Source organism: Pseudoalteromonas agarivorans (genome assembly GCF_024518735.1).
GTDB lineage: Bacteria > Pseudomonadota > Gammaproteobacteria > Enterobacterales > Alteromonadaceae > Pseudoalteromonas > Pseudoalteromonas atlantica.
In genome coordinates, this window is the sequence record NZ_JANIGJ010000003.1 from 105952 (window position 1) to 131653 (window position 25702).

Here is a 25702-nt window from a genome sequence, read left to right on the forward strand (position 1 = left end):
CTTATTGATTTATAATGAAATATGGCACTTAAATTGAGATTTATTAACTAAATTACACTCTAAAAATAATTATGTTTTTTATTAGGTAAATTTCTTAAACAACGAGAAATCGCTTGAAAACATCTATTACAGTAAGTGATTTGAATTGATAATTTGCCCTATCTGTTATACGAAAGCTAATCGGTTTACTTCGAGGTAGAGTTTATTTAGGCCGATGCTTTGCGGAGTAGCAACAGCGCATCTTTATTTTTCATTACATAAAGAACTTGTATTCATGGGCAGTTATAGCCGTGGATTGCATCACTCAATAATTACCGGCGGTCTGCTCTGTGCCATAAGCCGACCTTGAGACACATAGAGATTAAGACTGCAAAGATACGAAAGCGGAAGTTAGCTTTGGCCTGTTTAACGACAAATATTCCGACAAAGCAGTCATGACTATTAGTTTATTGTTAAATCTAATCTTTCTTTTCGTTCATCTACTCAATAACCCCACGCTAAACGTGACTTTAGCGTGGGGTTAGAGTTCACAGTAATTTTATCTGGATAGCTCTTTTATTTTTTTCTCTGAAAACCAGCGATATAAAACAGGTAAAACAAATAATGTTAACAGTGTTGCAGTTACCAAGCCGCCAACAATAACACTCGCTAATGGGCGCTGTATTTCTGCACCAACACCATTAGACATTAACATCGGTATCAAACCTAAAGCTGATGTTATAGCAGTCATAAGTACAGGTCTTAATCTTGAAGTAGCGCCTTCAAAAACGGCTTTAGATGCTTCTAGACCGTCTTTAATACGTTGGTTGATACTTTCTACCATAACGACCCCATTCAATACCGCTACACCAAATAAGGTAATAAAGCCAACGGAGCTTGGTACAGACAAGTATTGTCCAGATAAATATAAGGAGAAAACTCCGCCAATTACAGCAAGCGGCACGTTGACCAATATCAGCATAGCTTGACCAACAGAACCAAAGGCAAAGTAAAGTAGTAGTGCGATTAGTGCTAACGATAAAGGTACAACTATAGCTAACCTATTTTGAGCACGTTTTTGACTTTCGAACTGGCCTCCAATCGAAACAGAATAACCTGAAGGTAAGTCAACCTTTTCAGCAATTACCGTTCTGATATCGGCAACCACGCTTCCCATATCTCGATTTTGTACATTTGCTTGGATAACGACTCTTCGTTGTACATCATCGCGTCTAACTTGTGGTGGGCCTGACTCAAATGAGACTGAGGCTACGTCACCCAGTCGCACCCAAGCACCAGTAGGTGATTGAAGCCGAATATCAGCAATAGCTTCTTTGTTACTTCGGTACTCTTCCTCTATGCGAACGTAAATATCATAACGTTCATTACCATTGATTATTTGTCCGGCTGCAACACCACCAATACCATCACGCACAACCTCCATTATGTCACTCACAGACAATCCAAAGCGTGATAGTTCTTGCCTGTTAGGACTTATCACCAATTGCGCTTCACCAGCAATTTGCTCCAATGCAACATCCCTTGCACCTTCAATGTTTTTAATTGCTGTTTCTATTTCTTGACCTTTAGCCGCCAGTACCTCAAGTTCAGGCCCAAACAACTTTATCGCCAACTGAGCCTTAACACCAGATAGTAGCTCATCGACACGAGTCGCAATAGGTTGAGAAAAGTTGAGTAGCAACCCAGGGAATTCTTCTAGAGATCTCTCCATTTTTCCTTGAAGTTCATATCGATTAGATGCACTGGTCCACTCAGAAACAGGCTTCAACCCTATGTAAATTTCGATGTTATTCACTGGCTCTGGGTCTCCACCTATTTCTGCTCGACCAATTCGGCTTAATGCATAGGTTACTTCAGGAAAAGCCATTAGTTTTTCTTCTAGAATTGGTGCCACAGTGAGCGCGGTATCTAAACTGGAAGAAGGTGCAAGCGTTGCTCTTAAGTTTATCGTCCCTTCTTCTAACTCAGGTACAAATTCAGTACCAATTAATGGAACTAATGCAAAGGCAGAGAAAACTAATATAAGTGCGGCTGAAATGACTAATTTGGTGCGTTTTAGTGCGAATGTAAGCCCTTTTCTGTAGAGTTTGTCTAATGGCCTAAGAACAAAGCTTTCCCTCTCTTTTACACCTGACTTAAATAAATAAGTAGCTAAAGCGGGTACAAAAAACAACGCAACCACAATAGCAGATATAACAGCTAAAATGATGCTTATTGCCATAGGTTGAAATAACTTTGCCTCAACACCTTCAAAGCTAAATAAAGGCGTAAATACAACTAAAATAATAGAAGCTGCAAAAAATACGGGACGAGCCACTTCTTTACCCGCATTTTGAAGACGTAACTTAATACCATGCTCATCTTGTTCTACATCATGTGGATCAGTATCAGCACTAGGCACTCTTTCTTTTACAGTTTTTAAATGGGTAGAGTCTGGTCTATTTAAATGCTTAAACATGTTTTCAACCATCACGACTGAACCATCAACTAGCATACCAATGGCTACGGCAATGCCACCCAATGACATAAGGTTTGCAGAAATGCCCCACCAAGCCATGATCATTAACGCGATACCAATTGAAATTGGAATAGATATTAGGACAAGGAAGGTTGCACGTATATTCATTAAAAATAGTGCTAATACAATACAGATGAAAATAAATGCTAGTAATAGTGCATCAACTACTGTATCAACGGCTTTTTCAATCAAATCAGCCTGATCATAAAATGGTTCAAAGCGAACACCTTTAGGCAATGCTTGATTAATCAATGGGATTCTTGCATTGATACCATCAATGGTGGCTTTAGTATTAGACCCCATGCGTTTTAAGACAATGCCAGAGACAACTTCACCTAAATTTTCGACTTTACCGTCTTCGGTTTTGCGCGTCATTGTGACAGCACCTTGACGAATTTCACTGCCCATTTCAACTTTAGCAATATCCGAAACCGTCACAACTGTCCCATCAACTGTTTTGACGGGAACTTGTTTGATATTACTAATACCAGCGTCACCACTTTCAAACCAACCTGCACCTCTAATAACAAGCTGCTCTTGCCCACGGTTCATATACCATCCGCCAACATTGGCATTGTTGTTATCTAGGGCACCAACAACGTCTTCTTGCGTTAGGTTATAAGAAAGAAGCTTAGATGGATCTACATTTACTTGGTACTGCCTAACAATACCTCCAAAGGAGAGTACATCAGTAACACCATCGACAGGCATAACGAGTAATTTTACTACCCAATCATTGAGACTCCTGAGTGCCATAGCATCATAGCCTGCATCTTTATCTGAAATAAGAAGGTACTGAAATACTTGGCCTAGCCCTGAGGTGTTTGGCCCCATTTCGGGTGTGCCGACACCTTCTGGTATCAGTTCTTTTGCGGCTTGAAGACGCTCAAATACAAGTTGTCTTGCAAAGTAAATGTCGGTGCCTTCTTTGAAAACAACCGTGACGCCAGACAAGCCTGTCTTAGAAATTGAGCGCACTTGTTCTACATCAGGTAAGGCATACATGACCGCTTCAATGGGGTACGTAATGAGTTGTTCAACTTCTTCAGCAGCTAGTCCTGGCGCTTCAGTATTTACAGCAACTTGAACATTAGTAACATCAGGAAAGGCATCTAAATTTAGTTTTGGTATAACCATAATTGCGCCGACAATTGTGGCAAACAGCGCAATCAAAATCAGGAGTCTATTATTAACAGACCAATCTATTATTTTATTAAACATAGTCTTGCTCCTTAGTGGTTATGCGGATCAAATCCGCCTTTAGCGATTTCAGAAGCAACAAAAAATGCGCCTTTGGTTACAATTCGCGTCCCACTATCAAGGCCAATGATTTCCCTAAAATCACCTAAGGCTCGGCCTAGTTCTACTTCTACAGCTTTAAATTCTCCAGGGTGGTCTTCGACAAATACGGTCCAATCACCATCTGCGCTGCGGATCAATGCTTCTTCTGGCACAGCCATCACTTTCTGCTTTGTGGCAAACTGAAAGTAAACTTTTACAAACATACCTGAATGAAGGTTATCATCAGCATTCTGTACCCCCAATCTAATAATTCTTGTACGAGTTACGGGATCAATTGTATGGGCTTCTTGGATAACTTTGGCATTGTAACTCTGGCCTTCTAATTTAAGTACCGCAGGAGAATCAATTGATAAATTTAGCTTTTTATTTGGAGAAACTTTTGCTTCAACCCATAGTTGTTTTTCATCAGCTAACAACATGACTGAATCCCCAGCATCAACACGTTGCCCTTGGATAAAGTCGTCTTGAAGCACGACACCTTCACGGTGCGCCGTTAATGCATATTGTCCAAATGCTTTAATGTCTTTGTTAGAAATACCATTTATTGCTTTTTCAGTTAACCCTAAAGCAATGAGCTTGCCATAGCTCGCATTGTATGTTGTTTCAGCTTGTAATAATCGACTTTCACTCACCGTCTTATTACCCAGCTTTTTTACACGTTGCCATTCGGTTGAAGCGATTAAATAGTCAGCTTGTGCTTGTGCCATTGCTTCACTAAATAATGTAACTAACTTCTGACCTATTTCTACATACTCGCCAAGCGCTGCATGGCGACTGATAATTACTGACTCTGTACGTGGTGATACCACATAACTTTTATAGCCATTAGCTTTTATTTCGCCAGGTGCATATACGGAGCTAAATTGATATTCAGGCTTAACACTTTCCACTTTAATGTTAGCAAGCGACATCTTCTTTGGATCAATAGTGATACCTTCTTCATGTTCTTCTTCTCCCTCTCTATTACCACCTTCATGGCCGTGCTCGTCATGGTCACCTTTATCTTCTTCATGTCCCTTTTCGTGTTCATGCTCATCTTGATGTTCTTTTTCTTCTTGTTTCGAAACGTTTGTGACAGAACCAGTTCCATCTGACGACTGTGCAAAAGCATCATGATTTGTACTAAACCCAACTAACAGGCTGCTAATTACTACGGCTAAAAATTTTTTACTAATTACTGTATTCATTTTTGTAACCTATATTTTTAATAAATTTAAGATTTCGTTTTTCGCTACTGAAAAAACAAAGCGCTCAAATCTCAAATTTGGATAACTGACCCATACTTAAAATGAAGGATATTTCTGCAAGCTTGAATTGATTTTCCAAACGTATTCCTGCATGAAGCCCTTCCGCACGTTGATTTAATGCGAGTAAATAATCAGAAGTGTTTATGTCACCAGCTTGCCAGCGCTTATTTAATAAATTTGCGCTGCTAGCCAACCTACCTTGGGTGAGCTTTTGCCATTGCTCGTAGTATTTTCTACTGACATTAAGCGATTCATAATTAGCTTTTGCTTCAAAAGACTGCTTTCGATATACCGACTGAAAATTCGCCTCGGCTGCAATGGCTTCTGAATAAGCGGCTTTAACATTATCTGTATAGTTATTTCTGATGTTTAAAGGCATTGAAAAAGTCACACCAACCAAGTCTTCATCTCCACTTTTCCCTGCGCTAACGCCAATGGTTGGATTAGCTTTAGATTCCATAGTGGTTAGTTGAGCTTTAGATTGTTGTCCCTTCCATTTCGCTCTAGCAAGTTTAACTTTTGGATGTTCCTCAACCCACTGGGAGTTAAATGAGTAGCTTGTTGCTCCAAAAGTAAATGAAAACAAATTGGTAGTATTAGGCGTCCAATCAGGCAATAACTCCTGAACCTTTACCTCTGCATTTTTCAAAGCAATTTGAGACTCAGATATTTCACTAAAAATTTGCGACAAGTTTAAATAGACTAGCTCAGCGTCAAGTGGCTCTAGAAGTCCAGCTTTTCGTTTGTCTTCAACAATTCCAACGAGCGTTTGCAATTGCTCTTCTCTTTCTGAAAGTAACTGAGCAGCTTTTTTTGCTGCTTGCCAATTAACTAATGCAGTTAAGGCATTAGCCTTTTTAGAATCGAGTAGAGATAACAATTGTTGCTGGTTTGCATAAACATCAATTTCACCAATGGTTTTATTTGTTGATTGCTTATCCCAAAAATCTATCGTTTGACTGATACCAATAGAGTAATTATCAAAATCACCTTCTTTTTCATAGCTTGCTTCAAGCTCTGGGTTATATACGGCTTGAGTTAAGCTTTTGGCTCTATGATTACTTGCATTAAGTAACTCTTTAGCCGCAACAACTTCGGGATCTTTATTTATTTGACTATCTAGCCATGAAATACTTTTCTGTTTGCCATAAGTGGCAACTGAAAAACTCACAGCCATGCATAAAGACAGGGTTAAACCTGCATTTTTTAAAAATATATACATAAAACTTCTTAATTTTTTAATTTATAAACACGAACCCTTTATCCTTCTCATGGACAAATAGGTCATTAAAAATCAATCTAATTAAGAAATGGGTGGGCGAAGTATCGCTTCAAGGTAAGTATTTGTTTGATCAATTTGATAAGGCGTTTTATTGATAATGTTTAGTTTGCCCGTGGTATTTGAATTACTGACTAAAATCCAAGATAAGTGGCTGCCACTGCAATGACCGCAGTGATGACAATCTTTTTCATTATGCTGCTCATCACCTACATTATCATTTGAGACATTTCGATCATCTGCATGATCATGTTGAGTTTGAAGGTGCTCTATATCTATTTGGTGATTCTCAGATGTTGAGGATGCTACAGCAGTTAACGATTGTAAAACAATCGAAATAACCAAGAGCATTTTTAGTACAACATTAAGGTTCAAAGTTATCACCAGTTAAATATAGTATTTAAAATACTAGCAGAAACTATTTTCTTAAACTAGCTTTTCAATTCAGTTTCCACGCTTTTACATTAAATAATTTTTTATTTGACTCTATAGCCACTATAGATTTTATACTTATTTTAATATTATTACGGAGTGTTAAATATGTCAGAAAAATGTAGTGGTCAGTGTCAATCATCTTCTACCAATGAAGATGTAAAAATTGATACACAATTAGATAACTATAGTGGCGCGTTTGTCAGTACATTTAAAGTACCTCAAATGGACTGTCCTTCAGAAGAGAGATTGATTAGGTTAGCACTTGACTCAATTGAGCCTTCAGTTGGGTTGCAATTTGATATTCCTAGCCGTTTAGTCAAGGTTTTTCATGATGAAAATTTAGATGAGATAACAAAAAAATTACAACAACTCAATCTCGGTGCAGAGTTGGCATCAACTAAAGAAAGTTGCAGCACCGAAGCTGCAAAAGCAAAAGATCTAGCCCAAAAAAATGAGATGAAAGAAGCATCAACGCTAAAATGGTTGTTAGCCATTAATGGAGTCATGTTTTTTATAGAAGTAATTGCTGGGATTATTGCGCAATCTGCTGGCCTTATTGCCGACTCATTAGATATGTTTGCTGATGCTGCTGTTTATGGTTTAGCTATATATGCTGTCGGTAAAAGCATAAGCATGAAACTTAGAGCGGCACATATATCTGGTGTACTTCAAATTATTCTAGCGCTAGGTGCTTTGAGTGAAGTCGTAAGACGCTTTATTTACGGTAGTGAACCTATCTCTTCTTTAATGATGATATTTGGTGGAATAGCACTAATCGCTAACATTGCTTGTCTGTTTTTAATATTTGGCAACAAAGAAGACGGCGCTCATATGAAAGCGAGTTGGATTTTTTCCGCAAATGACGTAATCGCAAACGTAGGTGTAATCTTAGCTGGCTTATTAGTTACAGTAACTAGCAGCCGTTATCCAGATTTAGTGATTGGTTTGATTATTGCTGTTGTCGTTTTAAACGGTGCTCGCCGCATCTTACAGCTAAAGTCTTAAGTAGAAAGTAGTTAAAAGAATGCACCCGTCATATTTTAAACCATATATATCATACGTGATAATGATTTTAATCGCGGTGCAGTCTGTGTTTTTTTCGCAAGAAGAGATTGAAGGAAACTTAATTGAAAGTTCTTTTAATATATCACTAACTGAGTCTATTACCCCGCTAAAAGCTCCTGAAAGCTCTAATTTATTTGAGGAGGGTAATAGCCAAACTTTAATTGATAATTGTAATTTTTGTTGCTGCTGTCAGTTATTTTTAAATACAGATTCTTCTTGTAATATTTTACAAGCAACAGATCACTTCCTTACCTACGCCTTAGTTTCCCCTGAGCTAAAAGGCTATATCTCGGTGCCATTCCGCCCACCTAAATACGCCTAAATTTTATAGAAAATTAAGAAAGGTCAAATGTTAATGACCTAAATATCACATATAAATTTATAGGAAAGTATACATGGCACTTAATACCTGTGTGCATCGCAAGATAGCAATTTTAAGGTGTGTAACACCTCGGCTTAAATATATCGCGTTTCTCGCTTTGTCACTTTTTACATTTAATGTTTATGCCTTTGAGAAGCAGTTAAACCTTCAAGAGGCAATTCAGTGGACGCTTAAACAAAATCCAGAACTTAAAATATTTGATTTCAAGCAAACGGCATTAATTGGACGAGAACAAATCGCAAGTTTAAATCCTGCTTATGAACTAGAGCTTGAAGCTGAGAACTTTGCAGGCTCAGGTGAATTTAATACATTCGACAGTGCTGAATTAACAGTCGCTCTATCTTCGGTTATCGAAATGGGAGATAAACGCTCAGCGCGGATTGGAATTGTTTCAAAATCAAGAACACTACTCACTGCTGAAAAAGAAGTCTCTGCGCTTAATTTAATGGCTCAAGTCACTGAGAAGTACGTGGAAGTACTTGCAGCCCAACAAAGAGTTATATTGGCAGAAAATGCTTTGAGCTTAGCACAAGAAACCTTAGAGATTGTATCTCAGCGTAACCGCGCAGGTGCTACTCCTGAGGCTGAAGTGAAACGCTCAAAAGCAGTTATTGCTCAGGCTAACCTCACCCTTCAATCTGAACAAAAGCGCTTGGAATATCTAAAGCTTTCTTTATCAGCTTACTGGGGAGAAACATCAGTGTCATTCTCTAGAGTAACTGGAGATCTGTTTCAATTTGGCAATGATAGTGATTTTAGTAGTCTCTTTGCGAAATTAGAGAAAAACCCTGCTATTCAAGTTTATGCAAGTGAGCAGCGACTAAAAGAGGCCGAGTTACAGTTGGCTAAAACAGAGTCAACGGCCAATATCAAATGGTCTGTTGGTGTTAGGCGCTCTCAAGAAGCCAATGATACGGCACTGGTCGCTGGCTTTAGCTTACCTTTGTTTGCTGAAAAGCGAAATTCTGGCGCAATCGCTAGTGCGCTAGCAGAGCGTGACCAAGTTGCCATAGAGAAAGAGGCGACTAAGTTAAGATTTAGAAATCACTTACTACGAGCATACTCCAATAGAAAACAAGCCATATTAACAGCTAATTCATTAAAGCAGTCGGTTATCCCAATGCTTGAAGATGCACTGGAAGATACTCAAGACGCCTATCAAAAAGGTCGATATGGATATCTTGATTATGTATCGGCTAGACAAGAGCTGTTAAATGCTCGGCGAACCCTTATTGACGCGGCATCTGCTGCCCTAATTTATGGCGCAGAGATAGAAAAACTAACAAACGAAGCGCTGTCACTCTAAATAAACATCACTTTAAGTTTAATAACAATTTATTGATTCAGTGATTAACTGAATCGTTTAGGAATTCAAAATGAAAAACTATTTACTCGCACTATTGATTTTTATTGGGTATCTATCACCCATTCAAAGTGTTTTCGCTAGTGAAGATGAACATGAAGGCGAAGAAGGCATAAGCAAAATCGACAATAACATGGCAAAAAAGGTTGGTGTTGAAACAGCCTATTTAGCTTCAAAAACGTTGAACCAAACTATCCCTGTATACGGCTCTACGACGATAGGCGCTGAACAATTATTTCAAGTTAGCGCTAGATATAACGGCGTTATAAAGACAATAAACTTCACTGTTGGTGATACGGTAAAAAAAGGCGATCTATTAGCCGTTATTGAATCTAATGAGAGCTTAAATACTTATAAAATAACATCGCCTGTTTCTGGGACTGTTTTACAGCGAAATGGAAATATTGGCGGTATCACGCAAAACACTAGCTTGTTTGAAATCGTCAAATTTGACACCTTGTGGGCTGAATTTAAGGTGTTTACCAGCCAATATAATCAAATCAAAGTCGGTCAGCATGTTGATATTGAGCAAGGTGAACACGCATTCAGTTCAGTCATCACTAATATTATTCCAGCTAAAGATCAGCCTTATGTTTTAGCACGGGTACGATTAAACAACACTGAGTTAAAGCTAACGTCAGGTCAATTATTAAAAGGCAACGTAAAGATAAACCAATTTGAGGTGGATTTAGCGGTCGAGAAAGTTGCCATACAAGAGCTAGGTGGACAATTAGGTGTCTTTGTAAAAGAAAATGAAGAGTACGAGTTTGCACCACTTGTCCTTGGTCGTTCAGACAAAAACTATATCGAGGTCATTGATGGCCTCAGTAAAGACGCTGAATATGTAAACAAAAACAGTTATCTGATTAAAGCAGATATCTTGAAATCTGAAGTAGAAGACGACGATTAGGAGACGCAATATGATTGAATCAATTTTGCGTCTTGCAATAAATAGGCGCTATTTAGTATTAAGCTTGCTGATGGTAATCATCGGCGTTGGTATGTGGAGTTATCAAAAACTTCCCATTGATGCTGTTCCAGATATAACAAACGTACAGGTACAAATAAATACCTCTGCCCCCGGTTATTCACCTTTAGAAGCGGAGCAAAGGGTAACTTTTCCAGTAGAAAACGCATTAGCTGGACTACCAAAGCTGTCTCACACCCGCTCTCTTTCAAGATATGGTTTATCCCAGGTGACCGTTATCTTTGAAGAGGGAACCGATATTTATTTCGCACGCAACTTAATCAATGCAAGATTAGCTGCGATAAAAGGCGTTATTCCCTCTGGCTTAGAGCCAGAGATGGGTCCTATTTCCACAGGGCTTGGTGAAATATTTATGTATACCGTACAAGCTTCTCCTGACGCTAAAATGCCTAATGGAGAGCCTTATACCGCTATTGCCTTAAGAGAAATACAAGACTGGATCATTAAACCGCAATTGGCTCAAGTTAAAGGCGTCATTGAGGTCAACAGCATCGGCGGCTATAACAAGCAGTATCATATAACGCCGAAACCCGAAAAATTACTTTTTCATCAGGTAAGCTTTGAAGACGTTTCTGATGCATTACGTAAAAATAATGATAACCGTGGCGCGGGTTATATTGAGCAAAACGGACAACAAGTGTTAGTGCGCTCCATCGGGCAACTTGCGACAATGGATGAAATCCTCAATGTCATCATCAAAAAGAACGATGGTATTCCTGTAAAAATAAGTGATGTTGCCAATGTTGCTATAGGCAAAGAACTTAGAACAGGGGCTGCTACTCGTAATGGCATTGAGACAGTGCTTGGTACAACCATGATGCTGATTGGTGAGAATTCTCGCACCGTTGCTTTAGAAGTGGAACATAAGCTCAGCGAAATACAAAAATCTCTGCCAAAGGGCATTACCGCAGAGCCTGTTTACGACAGAACAACGTTAGTAGATAAAGCGATTGCAACCGTTACCAAAAACCTCGTTGAAGGTGCGCTTTTAGTTATTGTTGTGTTATTTATTCTACTTGGAAATTTACGTGCAGCTCTCATTACCGCTGCTGTTATCCCTATTTCCATGTTAATGACAATCACAGGTATGGTGCAAGCAGGAGTATCTGCCAATTTAATGAGTCTCGGCGCATTGGACTTTGGCTTGATAGTGGACGGGGCTGTAATCATCGTTGAAAACTCTGTCCGTAGGTTAGCACAGGCCCAACACAACGGTCATAGGCAAGACTTAAGAGAACGCCTAAATACCGTTTTTGAAGCCACTTCAGAAGTGATACGTCCAAGCTTGTTTGGTGTGGCAATTATCACTGTTGTTTACATCCCCATTTTCACGCTAACTGGCGTTGAAGGGAAAATGTTCCACCCTATGGCGGCAACTGTCGTTATGGCGTTAATTTCCGCAATGATCCTTTCAGTTACACTGGTTCCTGCTGCTGTAGCTGTGTTTATGAAAGGTAAAATCAGCGAAAAAGAAAGTGTAGTTATTCGTTCAACCAAGTCTATTTATGAACCATTGTTAAAAATGGCGATGAAATTTCGTTGGATTATTGTTTCATTCTCAACGCTGTTAATGGGGTATAGCCTTTGGTTAGCAACTACGCTTGGGACAGAATTTGTTCCTCAATTAAATGAAGGTGATATTGCACTACAGGCATTAAGAATTCCATCGACTGGCCTAGAGCAATCAGTAGAAATGCAAGAAGTACTTGAGCAACGTATTAAAGCGTTTCCTGAAGTTGATAAAGTATTCTCGCGCATTGGCACACCAGAAGTAGCAACCGACCCAATGCCACCGAGTATTGCTGATATCTTTGTTATTTTAAAACCACGTAAAGAATGGGCCGAACCTTCAAAACCAAAAAGTGAATTAGTTGAAGAAATGGAAAAAGTACTGAAAAACATTCCAGGCAACAACTATGAATTCACTCAGCCTATTCAAATGCGTTTCAATGAATTGATTTCTGGCGTTAGAGCTGATGTCGGCATCAAAATATTTGGTGATGATTTGGATCGGTTATTACTTACCGCAAAAGATATTCTAAATATTGTGAAAACCGTGGATGGTGCCGCTGATGCTCGAATGGAACAGGTCACAGGTGTTCCATCTTTATCAGTAATTCCTAAACGAGAAGCGCTTGGTAGGTATGGATTGAACGTTACCGAATTGCAAGACTGGGTTGCCACTGCGATTGGCGGTGAATCTGCGGGGATCATTTATGAAGGTGACAGACGGTTTGAGTTAGTTGTTCGCCTACCAGAGCAAATAAGAACGGATATCGATAGCTTGAAGCATCTGCCGCTTCCACTTGAGAATGGTAACTATGTGCCAATTGAAGAAGTTGCAGAGCTTAAATCAGAGTCTTTACCCGCGCAGATTAGCCGAGAGAACGGAAAAAGAAGAGTTGTGGTTACCGTCAATGTTCGTGGTAGAGATTTAGGCGGTTTTGTAAAAGAAGTTAAAGCTAAAATTAATCAGGAAGGAGAAATTCCAGCAGGATACTGGCTTGATTATGGTGGAACGTTTGAACAACTAGAATCAGCAAGTAAGCGATTAAGCCTAGTTGTACCGATAACATTGGTTGTTATCCTAGGTATTTTGATTATAGCATTTGGTTCATTAAAAGATGCATTAATCATTTTCAGTGGCGTGCCTTTAGCATTAACAGGGGGCGTATTTTCACTTTATTTAAGAGACATGCCCTTATCAATTTCGGCAGGTGTCGGCTTCATTGCATTGTCAGGTGTCGCAGTATTAAATGGCTTGGTTATGTTGGCTTTTATTCGAGATCTTTGGCATAAAAAAGGCGACCTATACGTAGCGATCATTGAAGGTGCCATCATTCGTTTAAGACCTATTTTAATGACGGCACTGGTCGCAAGTTTAGGTTTTATTCCAATGGCGTTAAACACTGGAATTGGTGCAGAAGTACAACGACCACTAGCAACAGTTGTTATCGGCGGTATTGTATCTTCTACCATTTTAACTTTGTTTGTATTGCCTATTTTATATCAATGGGCGCATGGCGCTGAGAGTAACAAACAGCAATCCGACGAAATCTAAAAGCAAAAAAGCAGCTTAATTACTAAGTTATGCCTAATTAAGCTGCTTTTTATATTGTATGCTCCAAAATTTTATTGATAAAACTTACTCTGCTTCATCCCTACAATTTTCATTTAAAAACTCAAACTCTATCGTCGTATGCGATAAATGATAGGAAGATAATTTAGCTGCAACCTCTTGTTTAAGCTTAATTAATTCTTTAACGTCAAAGTTGTCACTCAGCTCAAGGTGCGCTGTTAAAACGTGACTTTCACCATCCAGTGACCAAAAATGCATATGGTGTATACCATTTACTTCAGGAAATTCAATTAATGACTGCTTAATACGCTCTTGGGTCTCTTTATCGGGTGCAGCTTGAAGAAAAAGCACCAATGTTGATTTAAGATTTTTGAAAACGTTAAATAAGATAAACAGCGTAAACCCTATTGATAATAGAGGATCTAATATCGGCAGTTCAACGAACAACAATACAATAGAGACTATAAGAACGGCAACCCAACCGAGTACATCTTCAAGTAGGTGCCATGTCAGCACTTTTTCATTTAGTGTTTCACCCGCTTTTAATTTGAATACCGCATAACCATTTACGGCAACACCGAGTATGGCTAGCCCTAACATCCCCTCAACTACAGGCATTTCAGGATTGGACAGCTTAGGTATTGCTTCAAATAAAACCCAAATAGAGCCGATAATCAAAACAATACTATTTACCAATGCACCAAAAAGTGTAAGTCGGCGATAACCATAGCTGAATTTGTCTGATGCTTCTTTATCTGAAAAACGACTTAAAATCCACGCAAAACCTATTGAAAGACTATCACCAAGATCGTGAACGGCATCCGCCATTATCGCCGTACTGTTTGTGAGCCAACCACCTATAAATTCGATAATGGTAAATATCACATTAAGGAAAAATGCCCAACCAATCCGGTCGTCTTTACCATGCTGATGACTGTGACTATGGTTGTGCATTTTGTACCTCCAGTACTTTTTTATTTCTTATTTTTGATACATTCATATTAATCAAATGTCGGATCACTCGTTGATACAACCAACGTTTTACACCTGATAGATTAGTACCTTTTTCGAGATAGAACTTATCTGGTGAATCATAAAGCCCAAAGTCGTCATGAATACCTTCTTTTTGAATATAGGTATCCTCTCCACGCCAATCCGTACCGGGTGAAGATAAGCACTTTGTTGCAACACCATAACCACAAAACTCATCTTTTGCTTGGCTAAATTTCTGCTGTAGTGAGCTTAAGTATTGCTCATCCAATATAAAGCCCTCTAAGTTTATCCAACGCCCTTCAAAGTAAACTTCTACCCAACTATGAATGATGTATTTAGGTGCTAACCAAAATACAAGCTTGGGATAGCACCTTTTTGTAGTTGCTGATCAATGGTAAAACCTTGGAAACGACACTGGATACCTAGTCCACGCAATAGTGCCATTAACAGATTACCCTTAGTATTACATTGTCCATAACCATCTGCTAGCACATCGCTTGCTGAAATATCATCACTCTTGTTATAGCCAAACATTATTTCATCTTTTACAAACTGATAAGCGGCACCAATTTTGTTGAAATTATCCAAATTTTTCCACCCTCGTTGATCGATCAGGGATTGGATATCTTTGTGTTCAAAATTAACGATATTCGTATTGTTTAAATATTTCTCAGTCATTTTTATATATCCCTTTCGTTGCATACCTATACTATAGATTCTATAGTAACTATAGAGTCAAATGTCTGGGGGAAATTGATGAAAATAGGCGAATTGTCAAAAAAATCGGGCTGTTCAATACAAACGATTAGATATTATGAAAGAGAAGGATTACTGTTAAATCCAAACCGTTCAGAAGGTAATTTCAGGCTGTATGATAGTAAAGCACTTAAACAATTGGAATTCGTAAAGCATTGTCGCAGCCTAGATATATCACTCAATGATATTAAACGTCTTATCGAATTAAAAAATAAGCCAGAAGAAAGCTGCTCTAGCGTTAATGCATTAATTGATCAGCAACTTGCACTAGTGAATAAACGTATGAAAGAATTAAGGGCGCTTAAAGCTGAATTACAACAGATGGCAAGTGCTTGTGGTTCAGACAATACAATTGAAGCGTGCGGCATCATCAAATCATTGGATAGCTAAACTAAATATAACTTTAGATTAGTAGTATTCGCAAAGGCAATAATGAAAACCATTGGCAAATTAGCACAATCATTAAATTTAAATGTAGAAACCATTCGTTTTTATGAACGAGAAGGGCTGATTACACAACCTGAAAAACCAATATCTGGTTATAGACAATATGACGAAACAATAGCAGGACAACTTAGGTTTATCACAAAAGCCAAAGCGCTCGGCTTTACGTTAAGAGAAATAAAATCGCTAATGTCTATGGACAGCAACTGCACTCAAGTTGAGCTATTAAGCCGACAAAAGTTAGCAATCATTCGAGACAAAATTAATGACCTTCAACGTTTAGAGAAAGTAATTGTGGATATGACAAATACCTGTATGCAAAACGAAGATCCAACACATTGCCCCATAATTGATTCATTAAAATGATTGACTCCGTACTTATATACGGAGTTTAGAATGATGGTAATATCAACCAATAGACTTTCAAATGATAAATAAAATATTAGACAGAGTAGGCTCTAGTGGCGTTTGGCTAGCGGCACGGCCTGCTTCCCTGCATTAAGGTCACTTGCATCGGCATTAGGACTAGGCTTCTTCTCTCACTTCGAAGGAATAGCTGTAAATACGCTCTTACCTATTTTTGCATCTTTGGAACTATTGGTAAACTTATACAACTGGCACAAAATAAAAACCATACCAGAGCTGTCTTCAGCATTCTAGGGCCTGTAGCAGTGCTATTAACGCTTTATCCTCTTTGGCTATATGATTGGAGCACATACCTATTTTACTTTGGTATTTGCTTAATGGTCGTTATGTCGGTTTTGGATATCGTAAAACCAGTAAGGGAGCAAACATGCAACGTATGGCTAATTGCCGTCGTTGAAACGATTAACGGTCAATGTCTGCTTTTCGCTCATAGCAGTCTGCCTGATGAAGTCTAAACTTATTCACTTAAACTGTGAGATCTGATATGAGCTAGTACAGCTGATATGCTATTTACGACAAAGTCGCTCGGTAATTAGAGCGACATAATCCCTTGGTAATCACACTAGTACATCATCATGTTTTTAAATTAAAGCTGTTGTTTACTTAACAAACATCCAAATACCGGCAGCGATCATAAACAGGTTTTCTGTTAGGGAGATAAACCCTAGTGGTACGTTACTGTCACCGCCTACACACGCACATTTTAACTCTCGTTTATCTATATAGACTGCTTTTATCACTGAAACAGCACCAACCCCACCTATGAACAATGAAATAGGGGCAATAATATAGGCTGGTAATCCGGCTATCATTCCAATGCCAACAAATGCTTCTAAAAATGGGTAAACATAGGCGTACCTGACTACTTTCATAGCGACTAAGTCATAGGTTATAAATGAATTAGTAAAGCTAAATAAGTCTTGAAGCTTTTGTATTGCTAACACTGCCATTGTTAGGGCTACAAACAGTTCAGCGGTTTGCATTGATAATAAGCTATTATTCGCTGCAAAACTAAATGCCACACTAAGCAAAAAACTAACCGAAAAAATCGCAATCACGGGCGTGTAAGTTGTACCTTCTTGCCCAGCTTTTGGCTTATCAAAGTAATCGAGTAAGTCGTCATAGCCACCTATACGTTTATTATCAATAAATGTTTGAGGTGTAGTTTCTACACTGTGTTGTTTTTTAAATTCATCTGTTTGCTCTCGAGAAGTTAATAGCTGATCATCAACTGTATATCCCTCTCGCTCTAGTAGGTCTTTTGATTTTAAACCAAACGGACAAATATGCTCATCTGTGGCCATTCTAAAAAGTTGGGCTGATTTACTCATGTTTAGCTCCCTTTTATGTATTGGTATAAAATTTTACTTAGCATTAAAATCCGGTACGGTCCTAGATTGTGCTTGCTCCTGAGTTTCTGCTAGGCCATTTTTCTCTATATCCTTTAGTAACCACTGCATTTCTTTAATCTCACGACGCTGTGCCTCAATAATATTTGTTGCAAGCTCTTGGACTCGCTTATCTTTGATTTTTGCCCTTTCACTGGTGAGTATTGCAATTGAATGATGTGGGATCATCGCCGACATCCATGAGCTATCATCAACAGTCGCTTGTGATCGAACTAAAAATAAACTTCCCGCAAATACGGTAACACTAGCAATGAGTACTGTTATATTTTTCTTTTTATCTTTATACATATTGAGCATGAAAAGTAGCATTATCACTGCCATCATGGCTCCCATATAAAGCGCCATATAAGTGCGAGTTTCACTAAAAAAAACATGACTTAGCTGATAAGTATTCAAATACATCAGTACAAACATGACTAATGTTGATGTGGCTATCATTAAGAAAAACTTTAAATACTGCGACATTAGATGGCTCCTTTCTATCATTTACTTTGTATATCATTTATACCAATGGGTAATTCTTACAGGTTATTAGGCGTAAACCCACTATATATTTAATCATTGAATCAATGTTTAATATTACATCAAGAGTTGTGCCATAAGTGTTAAAACTGCTCAGCGTATTTGCTAATATGCTTATAAGTATTTTGCTGTAAATCGTGCGTAAGCATTTCAATATTATATTTATAAAAGCGATCGCCCATTTCCATACCTGGCGTACCAGCAGGCATAGCGGGAACAGAGAGCCCTATCGTCTTTTCAGGATGTTGTTCAGCTAAAAACTGTTTTATATGTTTGGCGGGAACATGACCTTCAAATACAAATCCATCGGCTGAAACGGCTGTATGGCATGACCGCATATTTGATTTTATTTGATACTGAGATTTAATCGTCCCCATGTCATTGACGTTAATTGCTTTTGTTTGAATATTGTTTTCGCTCAAATGAGCAATCCACTTATTACAACATCCACAATTTTTACTTTTATAAACGGTAAGCTCAATTTTAGGTTTTTCTGAATTCTCATAAGTTATTAATGCTTTATGTTGTTTTTCGATACTTATCGCCGAAAATGACATAGTTAATGATAAAAATAACGCTGAGGTAATGTAGATTACTCGCATTGTTAACTCCTTAATTTGACCAATGAATATGAGTGATTTTCCAACCTGTATCGGTGTTTTTTAATGTGATTGATTCCATTCCCATAGACTTAATATCTTTTCCTTTGTACTTTCCTTGAGTTTTACTTCTTGAAATTGAGTAAGCTATGTCTCCATTTGTGTAAACTTGATGCTCTAGTAGTTCACTATTAACAGCACTTAAGAATTTCATATCCGCTATCATATGATGTTTCGCGTATTCATCTGCAGAACGCTCAACACTTCCGCCTTCAAAAATGATGACATCGTCGGCCAGTAATTTACGTGCAGCTTCGCGATTACCTTGTTTTAGAGATGCATGAAATAGGCTGACTGTTTTTGCAGCCTCGCTATCAACATTGACAAAGGCCTTGCCTTTTTTTGAATATTTTTCATCGTCATGTGCACTAACAGTAAAAGAACTAACAGTGCTAAAAATTAGTAGCAATAAAATTTTTAAATTAAAGGATTTAATTAACATACGTTTCCCTTTTTATTAATCGTTAAATAGGCGGACCAACAAGTGTGGTAAATACACTTGTTGTAATAAGTACAAACAGGGCAATTACTATTTCAACAGTAATCGAGCGTTTTAATATACTTATATGGTGTTGTTGAGTGATTTGCGGGACTAAAAAAAGCTTATGCCATGCACCTAGGAGCAGCATCGCGCTGACGAGTAACAGCTTTAATAAAATTAGTTGCCCATAATCTGATGTAAACAATGCAGAAAATGACTCTAGGTACTGCAGGAGCAGAGTTAAGCCCGAAATAAGTAGTACAAATACAATAACAATAGCGAGTTGACCAAAGTAATGCATTAACCACTTTACTTCACTGGTAGGTAGTAAAGTGCAGCTTTTGTAAAGCGGCCACAATGACCCTAACCAGCTCGCAATGGCAATAAGGTGAAAGGTTAAAATACTTTTCACTAACCCATTTTCGTTTGCACTGTGCCCAGTAAAAGTGAAGCTATAAGCGATAAACCCAAGCATGATTAGTATAACGGCACCGTTTTTATAACCTGCTACGTTATCATCTGATTCCACATTCCACATACATGCGCTAATTAGAGCAATAATAAGCGCTGGTATTCTAAACCTTGCTTGGTCACCTATGACTGATTGCCAAACAATTTCAAGCATAAAGGGGTCAAACATTCCCATAAAGCCTGATTCAGCCATTGCTCCAGCTTCTATAGGTACTTGTAAAAGTGCAGCAATACTACCTGTAACTACACACGTAATTTGCCAACGTTTTAAGAACTGATGAAAGCTAATTAAGTGATGCCCTGCAACATTGCTGTTGCCACACATAAAGCGCATTAATAAAGTGCCCGCAAGCCCTACAATTGCTATATAGCTTGCTAGTTTTAATAATAGTAAGAGCACTGACCATTCACTTAATTGCATGATGTTGCTACTTAATGATTATGTTTGCTGTGGGTATTAGATTGTTCTTGCATCATCTTATGCGATTCATTTTTATGTACCATAAATCTAAACGTGCCAGTCATTTTATGTCCATCACCACCCAGTGCTGTCCATTTAACCGTGTAAGTGCCTTGGGCTAGGCTCGGTAATGACCAATTAAAGTCTGTGCTTGGGGTGGCGCTGGGTTTGAAATCAAAGTTTATTGTTTTATTTTTTTCATCTTTGATGATGACTTTTGCTAGCCTTACTTCACCACTAAAAATTAACGAAAGTTCCTCTGGTCCTTGCATTAACATGGCTTCTTGTGCAGGTATTGATTGCTTGAGTGATATATGCGCTGATGCGGAAAATGTAAGCACTAAACCTAAAATGGCTACTGCAGAGTTAAAAAACTTCATAATTACCTCTTATTTAAAATGATTAAAACCAAAATTTAATACCCGCAACAAATGCGGTGTTGTTGCTACTTTGTCCACTTGATGTGGCATAGTCGGCGGTATTGCCAAATTTATTGCTCCATTCAACGCCAATATAGGGCGCAAACTGGCGTGTAAATTCATAACGAACCCTAAAGCCAATCGCGCTGCTTGATAGGCCACTTCCAAGCTCGTTTTGTTTATCGTTTTTGCCATAAAGTGTAATTTCGGCTCGCGGTTGTATAATTAGCTTTTGCGTGAGTAGTAGTTCGTACTCTGCCTCTAACGTAAATGCGGTATTGCCTCGCTCACCTACGTATGCTGTCATATCAAGTTCAAACCAATAAGGGGCTAAACCTTGTAAGCCAAAAGCCAACCATTGCCGATTTTCACCTTCTTTATTGTAATCAAGACGAACACCTGCTTGAGTATCCCAATATGCTGATACGGCGTGACCCCATAAAATATCGGTTTGGTTTTCTTCAATACTTCCTTCGCTGAAATCACCCTCGGTTTTAATTACCAATCGATCAAAGGTAGTGCCGTACCATGCTTGTAAGTCAAATACACCTGCGTTTGCTTGCTCGTTATATTCAAGACGATCGCCTAGTAATGCGTAAAATGGATGCTCATCAGCGAGTGTTAATCGCTCATTGCCCTCAAGCGCATATGGGCCTTCTGTTAAAGTTGTTCCCGCAGAGTAAGCATGGGGGTCTCTTGCATCTTTAGGTGCACTTCCTCCTTGTGGTTGCATCTTAGCGCTATTCATTTGTGCCATTTCACTTTGCGCTAATAAAGGGAAACTAATTAATGAAGCCCCAGTTAACATTAATAAACTAAATGATTTAGATAGTTTTAATTGTTTCATGATACGACTACCTCTCTAAACATGCCGGCATCCATATGGAATAATAAATGGCAATGCCAAGCCCAGCGCCCTACATCGTGAGGGGTGGTTAAAAAGCTGATTCTTTGTGCGGGTTGAACAGGTATTGTATGACGTCGCACTTGCACATCACCTTGCTCGTTTTCTAAATCACTCCACATACCATGCAGATGCATAGGGTGCGTCATCATGGTATCGTTTTGTAAAATAACTCTTAAACGTTGGTTATGCTTCATATGCACTGGCGTGCTTTTACCAAATTCTAAGCCATCAAATGACCAGCTATAACGTTCCATATTTCCGGTTAAATGCAACTCAATTTCAGCTTCTGGCTCTTGCTGGTTAGTGACCCCTTCAAGTGAGTGTAAATCTGCAAGTGTTAAAACACGGCGACCATTTTTACGTAAACCAATACCAGGATCATCAAGATTTGTTCTAGGCATATCAACGCGCATATCAACGGAAGCTCCATACTCCGTTTTGGCATGACGCACTTTAGGGCTGGCAACTGCCAATGGGTTTTCAGACATACCATGTTTGCTATGATCCATCGCCATTGCACCGTGCTCCATAGCGCTATGATCCATTTCTTTAGAGTTCATACCTGACATGCCAGCCATACCTGCCATTGCAGAATGCTCACCGCCGTGGGTCATATTGCCCATCATATCGGTCATCGTTAACCATTCAACAGGGTCAAGTGCAGGTACTGGCGCATCAATATTAGGCGAGCTTGATAAAGTTCCTTTTGCGTAACCAGAGCGATCCATACTTTGAGCAAAAATCGTATAGGCATCATTTTTAGGCTCAACAATTACGTCGTAGGTCTCACCAGGGCCGAATCTAAATTCATCAACTGTCACTGGTTCAACGTTTTGCCCATCAGCTTGTACAACTGTTAGTTTTAGTTCTGGAATACGAACGTCAAAAAAAGTATTGCTTGAGCCATTAATAAACCTAAGTCTTACTTTTTCCCCAACTTTAAACATTCCTCGCCAATTTGACATTGGCGTACTACCGTTCATTAAAAAGGTCATTGCTGATGCAGATAAGTCAGCTAAATCTGTAGGATTCATTCTCATTTGATTCCACATTTTGCGGCGTTGCAAAGCATTCGAAACACCGCTATTTGAAACGTCATCAAAAAATTCTGGAACAGTGGGCTGATTGAAGTTAAATACATCACTCTGTATTTTTAATTTGCGGAACAGCGCCATTGGGTCATCATCAGTCCAATCAGATAATTGAATAACATGCTCGTTATCTGCACTAATAATATCTTTTTCTCGCGGTTCAATAATTAATGCACCGTACATGCCAGTCATTTCTTGAAAGCCACTATGTGAGTGATACCAATATGTACCGCTTTGTTGTAATTTAAATTTATAAACAAAGGTTTCGCCAGGCATAATGCCTTTAAAACTGATACCAGGTACGCCATCCATTTGATACGGTAAAATAATGCCATGCCAATGAATTGAACTCGGTACTGATAACTTATTTGTTACTCTAATAGTAACGTCATCGCCTTCTTTGAGGCGCAAGGTAGGGGCGGGTATAGAGCCATTGATAGTTGTCGCCATACGTACTACGCCAGTAAAGTTAACCGGCGATTCATCTATAACCAGATCAATTACTTTGCCGCTAAGTTCGGGCACAGTGCCTGTTATTGTTCCTGCTACTAAAGATGATGCAGCATGTAATACACTCGGAAAAGCAGCAAGTACACCTCCTGCAATTAAGCCTTGAACAAATCGTCTTCGTGGTGTGCTAACCTGTTGTGATGACTTTTTAAACCCCATTTCCTTACTCCTTCATACCAGAATATGTATTGAGTATAGAAAATAGACCTGTCTTAAACATGACGCGAACATTACAAAGTTGTAATGTTGGTGTCATGTTGCTGTAGTGACAGATACTGCATAATATTTGCAGAGGTAGTTGTTAGGACTTTAATGAAGGAATTGTATGCGCTTATTAGTTGTTGAAGATGAATCAAAGACAGGAGATTATTTAAAACAGGGACTAAGTGAAGCTGGTTTTCAGGTTTCTTTGGCGCGCAATGGACTTGACGGTCATCACCTAGCAATGACCGACTTATTTGATGTAATAATACTTGATGTCATGTTACCTGACGTATCCGGTTGGAAAATTTTACAGTCGCTACGTGAAGCAGATAACAAAACCCCAGTACTATTTTTATCTGCTCGCGATAGTATAGACGATAGAGTAAAGGGGCTCGAACTTGGTGCTGATGACTATTTAATAAAGCCTTTTGCTTTTGCTGAAGTTTTAGCAAGAGTACGCACTCTTATTCGCCGTGGTGTAGTACAAACAGTTGACGATATACTGATAGTTGCTGATTTAGAAATGGATATTCCAAAGCGAAAAATACAACGTGCAGGCAAGCGTATTTTATTGAGTAATAAAGAGTTTAGCTTACTTGAACTATTGTTACGGCGCGAAGGTGAAGTACTGCCACGTTCGTTAATTGCTTCTCAAGTATGGGATATGAATTTTGATAGCGACACCAATGTGATTGATGTTGCCATTCGTAGGCTAAGAGCAAAAGTTGATGATGACTTTACTGTTAAATTAATTCATACGGTTCGTGGTATGGGCTATAAATTAGAGGTTGAAACTGATGACTATTAAGTCACGGCCTTTATCACTTACGATGCGTGTTGTGTTGTTTGTGGCTGTAACCGTTATTGCGTGCTTAACTTTAGTTGCCACCTTAATAAATAGTTCGATAAAACATCATTTTTTCCAGCAAGATAGTAGTGAACTGCATGTTATTAATCAATCTATTGAATTAGTTTTAAGACAACAGTATAAATCAAACCTGAAACTTAAAAATGAATTATCTAACGCTGTAGCGGGTCATCACGGTGTTTACTATCAGGTAAATACCGCAAAAGGAGAGCTCATTTTTCAAAGTTCTGAACGAGATTTTAGTGATTTTGTAATGAGTGCTAATGCTTCAGCTGGCTTTAACCGTAACAACATTACCTCATGGCAAAATGATACCCACACCTACCGAGCTCTGGTGAGTAATTTAAGTACTGGGCAACAGCAATACAAAATTACTACAGCGATAGACATGAGCTTTCATTTACACTTTCTCAATCAATTTCAACAAAGCCTTTGGGCTATTATGTTTGGCTCTGCGGTACTCATTTTATTGGTGGCTTGGTTTGCTATACATCAAGGATTGAACCCTTTACGAGGTTTGAGTCAGAAAATGCATGACATCCAAACTAATAAGATGGATGTAAGGCTTGATGAAAATAAAGTGCCTATTGAGCTTGTTAATATGGTGCAGTCGTTTAACTCGATGCTCGACAGGCTCCAAGGTGAATTTATTCGTTTATCAAATTTCTCTAGTGATATTGCGCATGAGTTACGTACTCCACTAACAAATATAATCACTCAAACACAGGTTGGTTTATCTAAAAAAAGACAGTTGTTAGAGTATCAAGAATTATTGTTTTCTAATCTAGAAGAGCTGGAACGACTAACTAAGATGGTTAGTGATATGCTTTGGCTTGCAAAAACTCAGAATGGACTGGTTAAACCCGTTCAAAATACTCTAAAAAGCCATGATGAAATTGAAGCATTATTTGAGTACTTTGATGCTTTGGCTGAAGACTCATTGATTACATTTAAGAAAAAAGGTCAAAACCTTTGTTTTTATTGTGACAAATTACACTTTCGCCAATTATTATCAAACCTCCTATCCAATGCAATAAGGTATGCCCCAAAAGGCTCATCAATCACAGTAAATAGTGAAATATTTACCGCTGATAAAATATGTATTTCAGTGATTAATACTGGGGAGAGAATACCTTCTGAGCATTTACCTTATTTATTTGACCGCTTTTATCGACCCGATAAATCGCGCCAACGACACAGCGATGGAGCTGGTTTAGGGCTTGCAATAGTTAAAGCTCTAGCGCAAGCAAACGGTGGAAATATAGAGGTCAGTTCAAATAATCAAACTACCAGCTTTAAAGTTTTTCTAAATTTAGCTAAAAGCTAATTATTAAATTTAATAACCCAAAGTTTGCTTGTACCTCTAGACTTCCCAGCTTTCATTAAACACCGGTTTATAAACTTAAAGTACAAAACGGAAGTAA

Annotated in this window: 22 protein-coding genes and 1 pseudogene; 9 read left to right on the forward strand and 14 right to left on the reverse strand. The window is 38.5% G+C overall.

All coding sequences use genetic code 11. The features are described 5' to 3' along the window. Window positions 1-538: 538 nt before the first annotated feature. From NQT65_RS07150 to NQT65_RS07165, 4 genes are all read right to left on the reverse strand, one after another. Window positions 539-3739 (reverse strand): efflux RND transporter permease subunit, encoded by a 3201-nt coding sequence (locus NQT65_RS07150; protein ID WP_055018868.1) that lies wholly within the window; start codon window positions 3737-3739, stop codon window positions 539-541. Window positions 3740-3750: 11 nt separating this feature from the next. Further along, a complete protein-coding gene (locus NQT65_RS07155; RefSeq protein ID WP_055018869.1) occupies window positions 3751-5007 on the reverse strand; it encodes an efflux RND transporter periplasmic adaptor subunit in 1257 nt (418 codons plus the stop codon). Window positions 5008-5071: 64 nt separating this feature from the next. Further along, the gene (locus NQT65_RS07160) at window positions 5072-6289 is read right to left on the reverse strand and encodes a TolC family protein (protein ID WP_024032672.1); all 1218 of its coding nucleotides are present in this window, start codon (window positions 6287-6289) and stop codon (window positions 5072-5074) included. Window positions 6290-6370: 81 nt separating this feature from the next. Further along, complete coding sequence (locus NQT65_RS07165) at window positions 6371-6721, reverse strand: hypothetical protein (RefSeq protein ID WP_010557528.1); 351 nt, start codon at window positions 6719-6721, stop codon at window positions 6371-6373. A 165-nt stretch (window positions 6722-6886) separates the two neighbouring features. On the opposite strand from NQT65_RS07165, the gene NQT65_RS07170 reads away from it, so the two are divergent. The 5 genes from NQT65_RS07170 (at window position 6887) to NQT65_RS07190 (ending at window position 13640) form a co-directional block, all read left to right on the forward strand. Next, complete coding sequence (locus NQT65_RS07170) at window positions 6887-7786, forward strand: cation efflux transmembrane domain-containing protein (protein ID WP_002962256.1); 900 nt, start codon at window positions 6887-6889, stop codon at window positions 7784-7786. Window positions 7787-7871: 85 nt separating this feature from the next. Then, window positions 7872-8168: a hypothetical protein gene (locus NQT65_RS07175; RefSeq protein ID WP_236695086.1), complete on the forward strand. Its 297-nt coding sequence runs from the start codon at window positions 7872-7874 to the stop codon at window positions 8166-8168. A gap of 73 nt (window positions 8169-8241) precedes the next feature. Continuing rightward, entirely contained in the window at window positions 8242-9534 is a 1293-nt protein-coding gene (locus NQT65_RS07180) for a TolC family protein (protein ID WP_002962255.1), read from the forward strand. Window positions 9535-9604: 70 nt separating this feature from the next. Further along, window positions 9605-10501 (forward strand): efflux RND transporter periplasmic adaptor subunit, encoded by an 897-nt coding sequence (locus NQT65_RS07185; RefSeq protein ID WP_002962254.1) that lies wholly within the window; start codon window positions 9605-9607, stop codon window positions 10499-10501. A 10-nt stretch (window positions 10502-10511) separates the two neighbouring features. Then, a complete protein-coding gene (locus NQT65_RS07190) occupies window positions 10512-13640 on the forward strand; it encodes an efflux RND transporter permease subunit (RefSeq protein WP_256850806.1) in 3129 nt (1042 codons plus the stop codon). 84 nt (window positions 13641-13724) lie between these two features. Here the strand turns inward: NQT65_RS07190 and NQT65_RS07195 are convergent, their stop codons facing one another. Together NQT65_RS07195 and NQT65_RS07200 are read right to left on the reverse strand one after the other, a co-directional pair. Next, a complete protein-coding gene (locus NQT65_RS07195) occupies window positions 13725-14612 on the reverse strand; it encodes a cation diffusion facilitator family transporter (RefSeq protein ID WP_002962252.1) in 888 nt (295 codons plus the stop codon). Next, window positions 14599-15329, reverse strand: a pseudogene (locus NQT65_RS07200) (transglutaminase-like domain-containing protein). The gene NQT65_RS07195 and the pseudogene NQT65_RS07200 overlap by 14 nt, the downstream one beginning before the upstream one ends. A gap of 78 nt (window positions 15330-15407) precedes the next feature. On the opposite strand from NQT65_RS07200, the gene cadR reads away from it, so the two are divergent. After that, a complete protein-coding gene (gene cadR / locus NQT65_RS07205) occupies window positions 15408-15797 on the forward strand; it encodes a Cd(II)/Pb(II)-responsive transcriptional regulator (RefSeq protein WP_002962247.1) in 390 nt (129 codons plus the stop codon). Window positions 15798-15839: 42 nt separating this feature from the next. Beyond that, window positions 15840-16217 carry a MerR family transcriptional regulator gene (locus tag NQT65_RS07210; RefSeq protein ID WP_055018870.1) on the forward strand — a complete coding sequence of 126 codons (378 nt, stop codon included), beginning with the start codon at window positions 15840-15842 and terminating at the stop codon, window positions 16215-16217. A gap of 659 nt (window positions 16218-16876) precedes the next feature. On the opposite strand, the gene NQT65_RS07215 is transcribed toward NQT65_RS07210, so the two are convergent. The 8 genes from NQT65_RS07215 to NQT65_RS07250 form a co-directional block, all read right to left on the reverse strand. After that, on the reverse strand, window positions 16877-17608 hold the full coding sequence (locus tag NQT65_RS07215) for a MauE/DoxX family redox-associated membrane protein (protein WP_024032682.1): 732 nt from the start codon (window positions 17606-17608) through the stop codon (window positions 16877-16879). Window positions 17609-17641: 33 nt separating this feature from the next. Further along, window positions 17642-18151 (reverse strand): DUF305 domain-containing protein, encoded by a 510-nt coding sequence (locus NQT65_RS07220; RefSeq protein ID WP_024032683.1) that lies wholly within the window; start codon window positions 18149-18151, stop codon window positions 17642-17644. A gap of 140 nt (window positions 18152-18291) precedes the next feature. Next, window positions 18292-18810 carry a DUF411 domain-containing protein gene (locus NQT65_RS07225; RefSeq protein ID WP_024032684.1) on the reverse strand — a complete coding sequence of 173 codons (519 nt, stop codon included), beginning with the start codon at window positions 18808-18810 and terminating at the stop codon, window positions 18292-18294. A 10-nt stretch (window positions 18811-18820) separates the two neighbouring features. Next, window positions 18821-19309, reverse strand: coding sequence for a YybH family protein (locus NQT65_RS07230; protein WP_008109928.1), 489 nt, complete (start codon window positions 19307-19309; stop codon window positions 18821-18823). A gap of 22 nt (window positions 19310-19331) precedes the next feature. Next, entirely contained in the window at window positions 19332-20240 is a 909-nt protein-coding gene (locus NQT65_RS07235; RefSeq protein ID WP_256850807.1) for a CopD family protein, read from the reverse strand. Window positions 20241-20251: 11 nt separating this feature from the next. Then, the gene (locus NQT65_RS07240) at window positions 20252-20659 is read right to left on the reverse strand and encodes a copper resistance CopC family protein (protein ID WP_004588802.1); all 408 of its coding nucleotides are present in this window, start codon (window positions 20657-20659) and stop codon (window positions 20252-20254) included. A gap of 22 nt (window positions 20660-20681) precedes the next feature. Continuing rightward, entirely contained in the window at window positions 20682-21545 is an 864-nt protein-coding gene (locus tag NQT65_RS07245) for a copper resistance protein B (protein WP_055011431.1), read from the reverse strand. After that, window positions 21542-23365: a copper resistance system multicopper oxidase gene (locus NQT65_RS07250; protein ID WP_024032687.1), complete on the reverse strand. Its 1824-nt coding sequence runs from the start codon at window positions 23363-23365 to the stop codon at window positions 21542-21544. The genes NQT65_RS07245 and NQT65_RS07250 overlap by 4 nt, the downstream gene beginning before the upstream one ends. Before the next feature lie 166 nt (window positions 23366-23531). Between NQT65_RS07250 and NQT65_RS07255 the strand changes: the two genes are divergently transcribed. After that, on the forward strand, window positions 23532-24218 hold the full coding sequence (locus NQT65_RS07255) for a heavy metal response regulator transcription factor (protein WP_024032688.1): 687 nt from the start codon (window positions 23532-23534) through the stop codon (window positions 24216-24218). Further along, on the forward strand, window positions 24208-25605 hold the full coding sequence (locus tag NQT65_RS07260; protein ID WP_029774587.1) for a heavy metal sensor histidine kinase: 1398 nt from the start codon (window positions 24208-24210) through the stop codon (window positions 25603-25605). The genes NQT65_RS07255 and NQT65_RS07260 overlap by 11 nt, the downstream gene beginning before the upstream one ends. The last annotated feature ends 97 nt before the right edge of the window (window positions 25606-25702 follow it).

Excerpts from the sequence above, each read along its gene's own strand:
- NQT65_RS07150 (WP_055018868.1), bottom strand. The coding sequence starts at position 3,739 with ATGTTTAATAAAATAATAGATTGGTCTGTTAATAATAGACTCCTGATT.
- NQT65_RS07155 (WP_055018869.1), bottom strand. The coding sequence starts at position 5,007 with ATGAATACAGTAATTAGTAAAAAATTTTTAGCCGTAGTAATTAGCAGC.
- NQT65_RS07160 (WP_024032672.1), bottom strand. The coding sequence starts at position 6,289 with ATGTATATATTTTTAAAAAATGCAGGTTTAACCCTGTCTTTATGCATG.
- NQT65_RS07170 (WP_002962256.1), top strand. The coding sequence starts at position 6,887 with ATGTCAGAAAAATGTAGTGGTCAGTGTCAATCATCTTCTACCAATGAA.
- NQT65_RS07180 (WP_002962255.1), top strand. The coding sequence starts at position 8,242 with ATGGCACTTAATACCTGTGTGCATCGCAAGATAGCAATTTTAAGGTGT.
- NQT65_RS07185 (WP_002962254.1), top strand. The coding sequence starts at position 9,605 with ATGAAAAACTATTTACTCGCACTATTGATTTTTATTGGGTATCTATCA.
- NQT65_RS07190 (WP_256850806.1), top strand. The coding sequence starts at position 10,512 with ATGATTGAATCAATTTTGCGTCTTGCAATAAATAGGCGCTATTTAGTA.
- NQT65_RS07195 (WP_002962252.1), bottom strand. The coding sequence starts at position 14,612 with ATGCACAACCATAGTCACAGTCATCAGCATGGTAAAGACGACCGGATT.
- cadR (WP_002962247.1), top strand. The coding sequence starts at position 15,408 with ATGAAAATAGGCGAATTGTCAAAAAAATCGGGCTGTTCAATACAAACG.
- NQT65_RS07210 (WP_055018870.1), top strand. The coding sequence starts at position 15,840 with ATGAAAACCATTGGCAAATTAGCACAATCATTAAATTTAAATGTAGAA.
- NQT65_RS07215 (WP_024032682.1), bottom strand. The coding sequence starts at position 17,608 with ATGAGTAAATCAGCCCAACTTTTTAGAATGGCCACAGATGAGCATATT.
- NQT65_RS07220 (WP_024032683.1), bottom strand. The coding sequence starts at position 18,151 with ATGTCGCAGTATTTAAAGTTTTTCTTAATGATAGCCACATCAACATTA.
- NQT65_RS07225 (WP_024032684.1), bottom strand. The coding sequence starts at position 18,810 with ATGCGAGTAATCTACATTACCTCAGCGTTATTTTTATCATTAACTATG.
- NQT65_RS07230 (WP_008109928.1), bottom strand. The coding sequence starts at position 19,309 with ATGTTAATTAAATCCTTTAATTTAAAAATTTTATTGCTACTAATTTTT.
- NQT65_RS07235 (WP_256850807.1), bottom strand. The coding sequence starts at position 20,240 with ATGCAATTAAGTGAATGGTCAGTGCTCTTACTATTATTAAAACTAGCA.
- NQT65_RS07240 (WP_004588802.1), bottom strand. The coding sequence starts at position 20,659 with ATGAAGTTTTTTAACTCTGCAGTAGCCATTTTAGGTTTAGTGCTTACA.
- NQT65_RS07245 (WP_055011431.1), bottom strand. The coding sequence starts at position 21,545 with ATGAAACAATTAAAACTATCTAAATCATTTAGTTTATTAATGTTAACT.
- NQT65_RS07250 (WP_024032687.1), bottom strand. The coding sequence starts at position 23,365 with ATGGGGTTTAAAAAGTCATCACAACAGGTTAGCACACCACGAAGACGA.
- NQT65_RS07255 (WP_024032688.1), top strand. The coding sequence starts at position 23,532 with ATGCGCTTATTAGTTGTTGAAGATGAATCAAAGACAGGAGATTATTTA.
- NQT65_RS07260 (WP_029774587.1), top strand. The coding sequence starts at position 24,208 with ATGACTATTAAGTCACGGCCTTTATCACTTACGATGCGTGTTGTGTTG.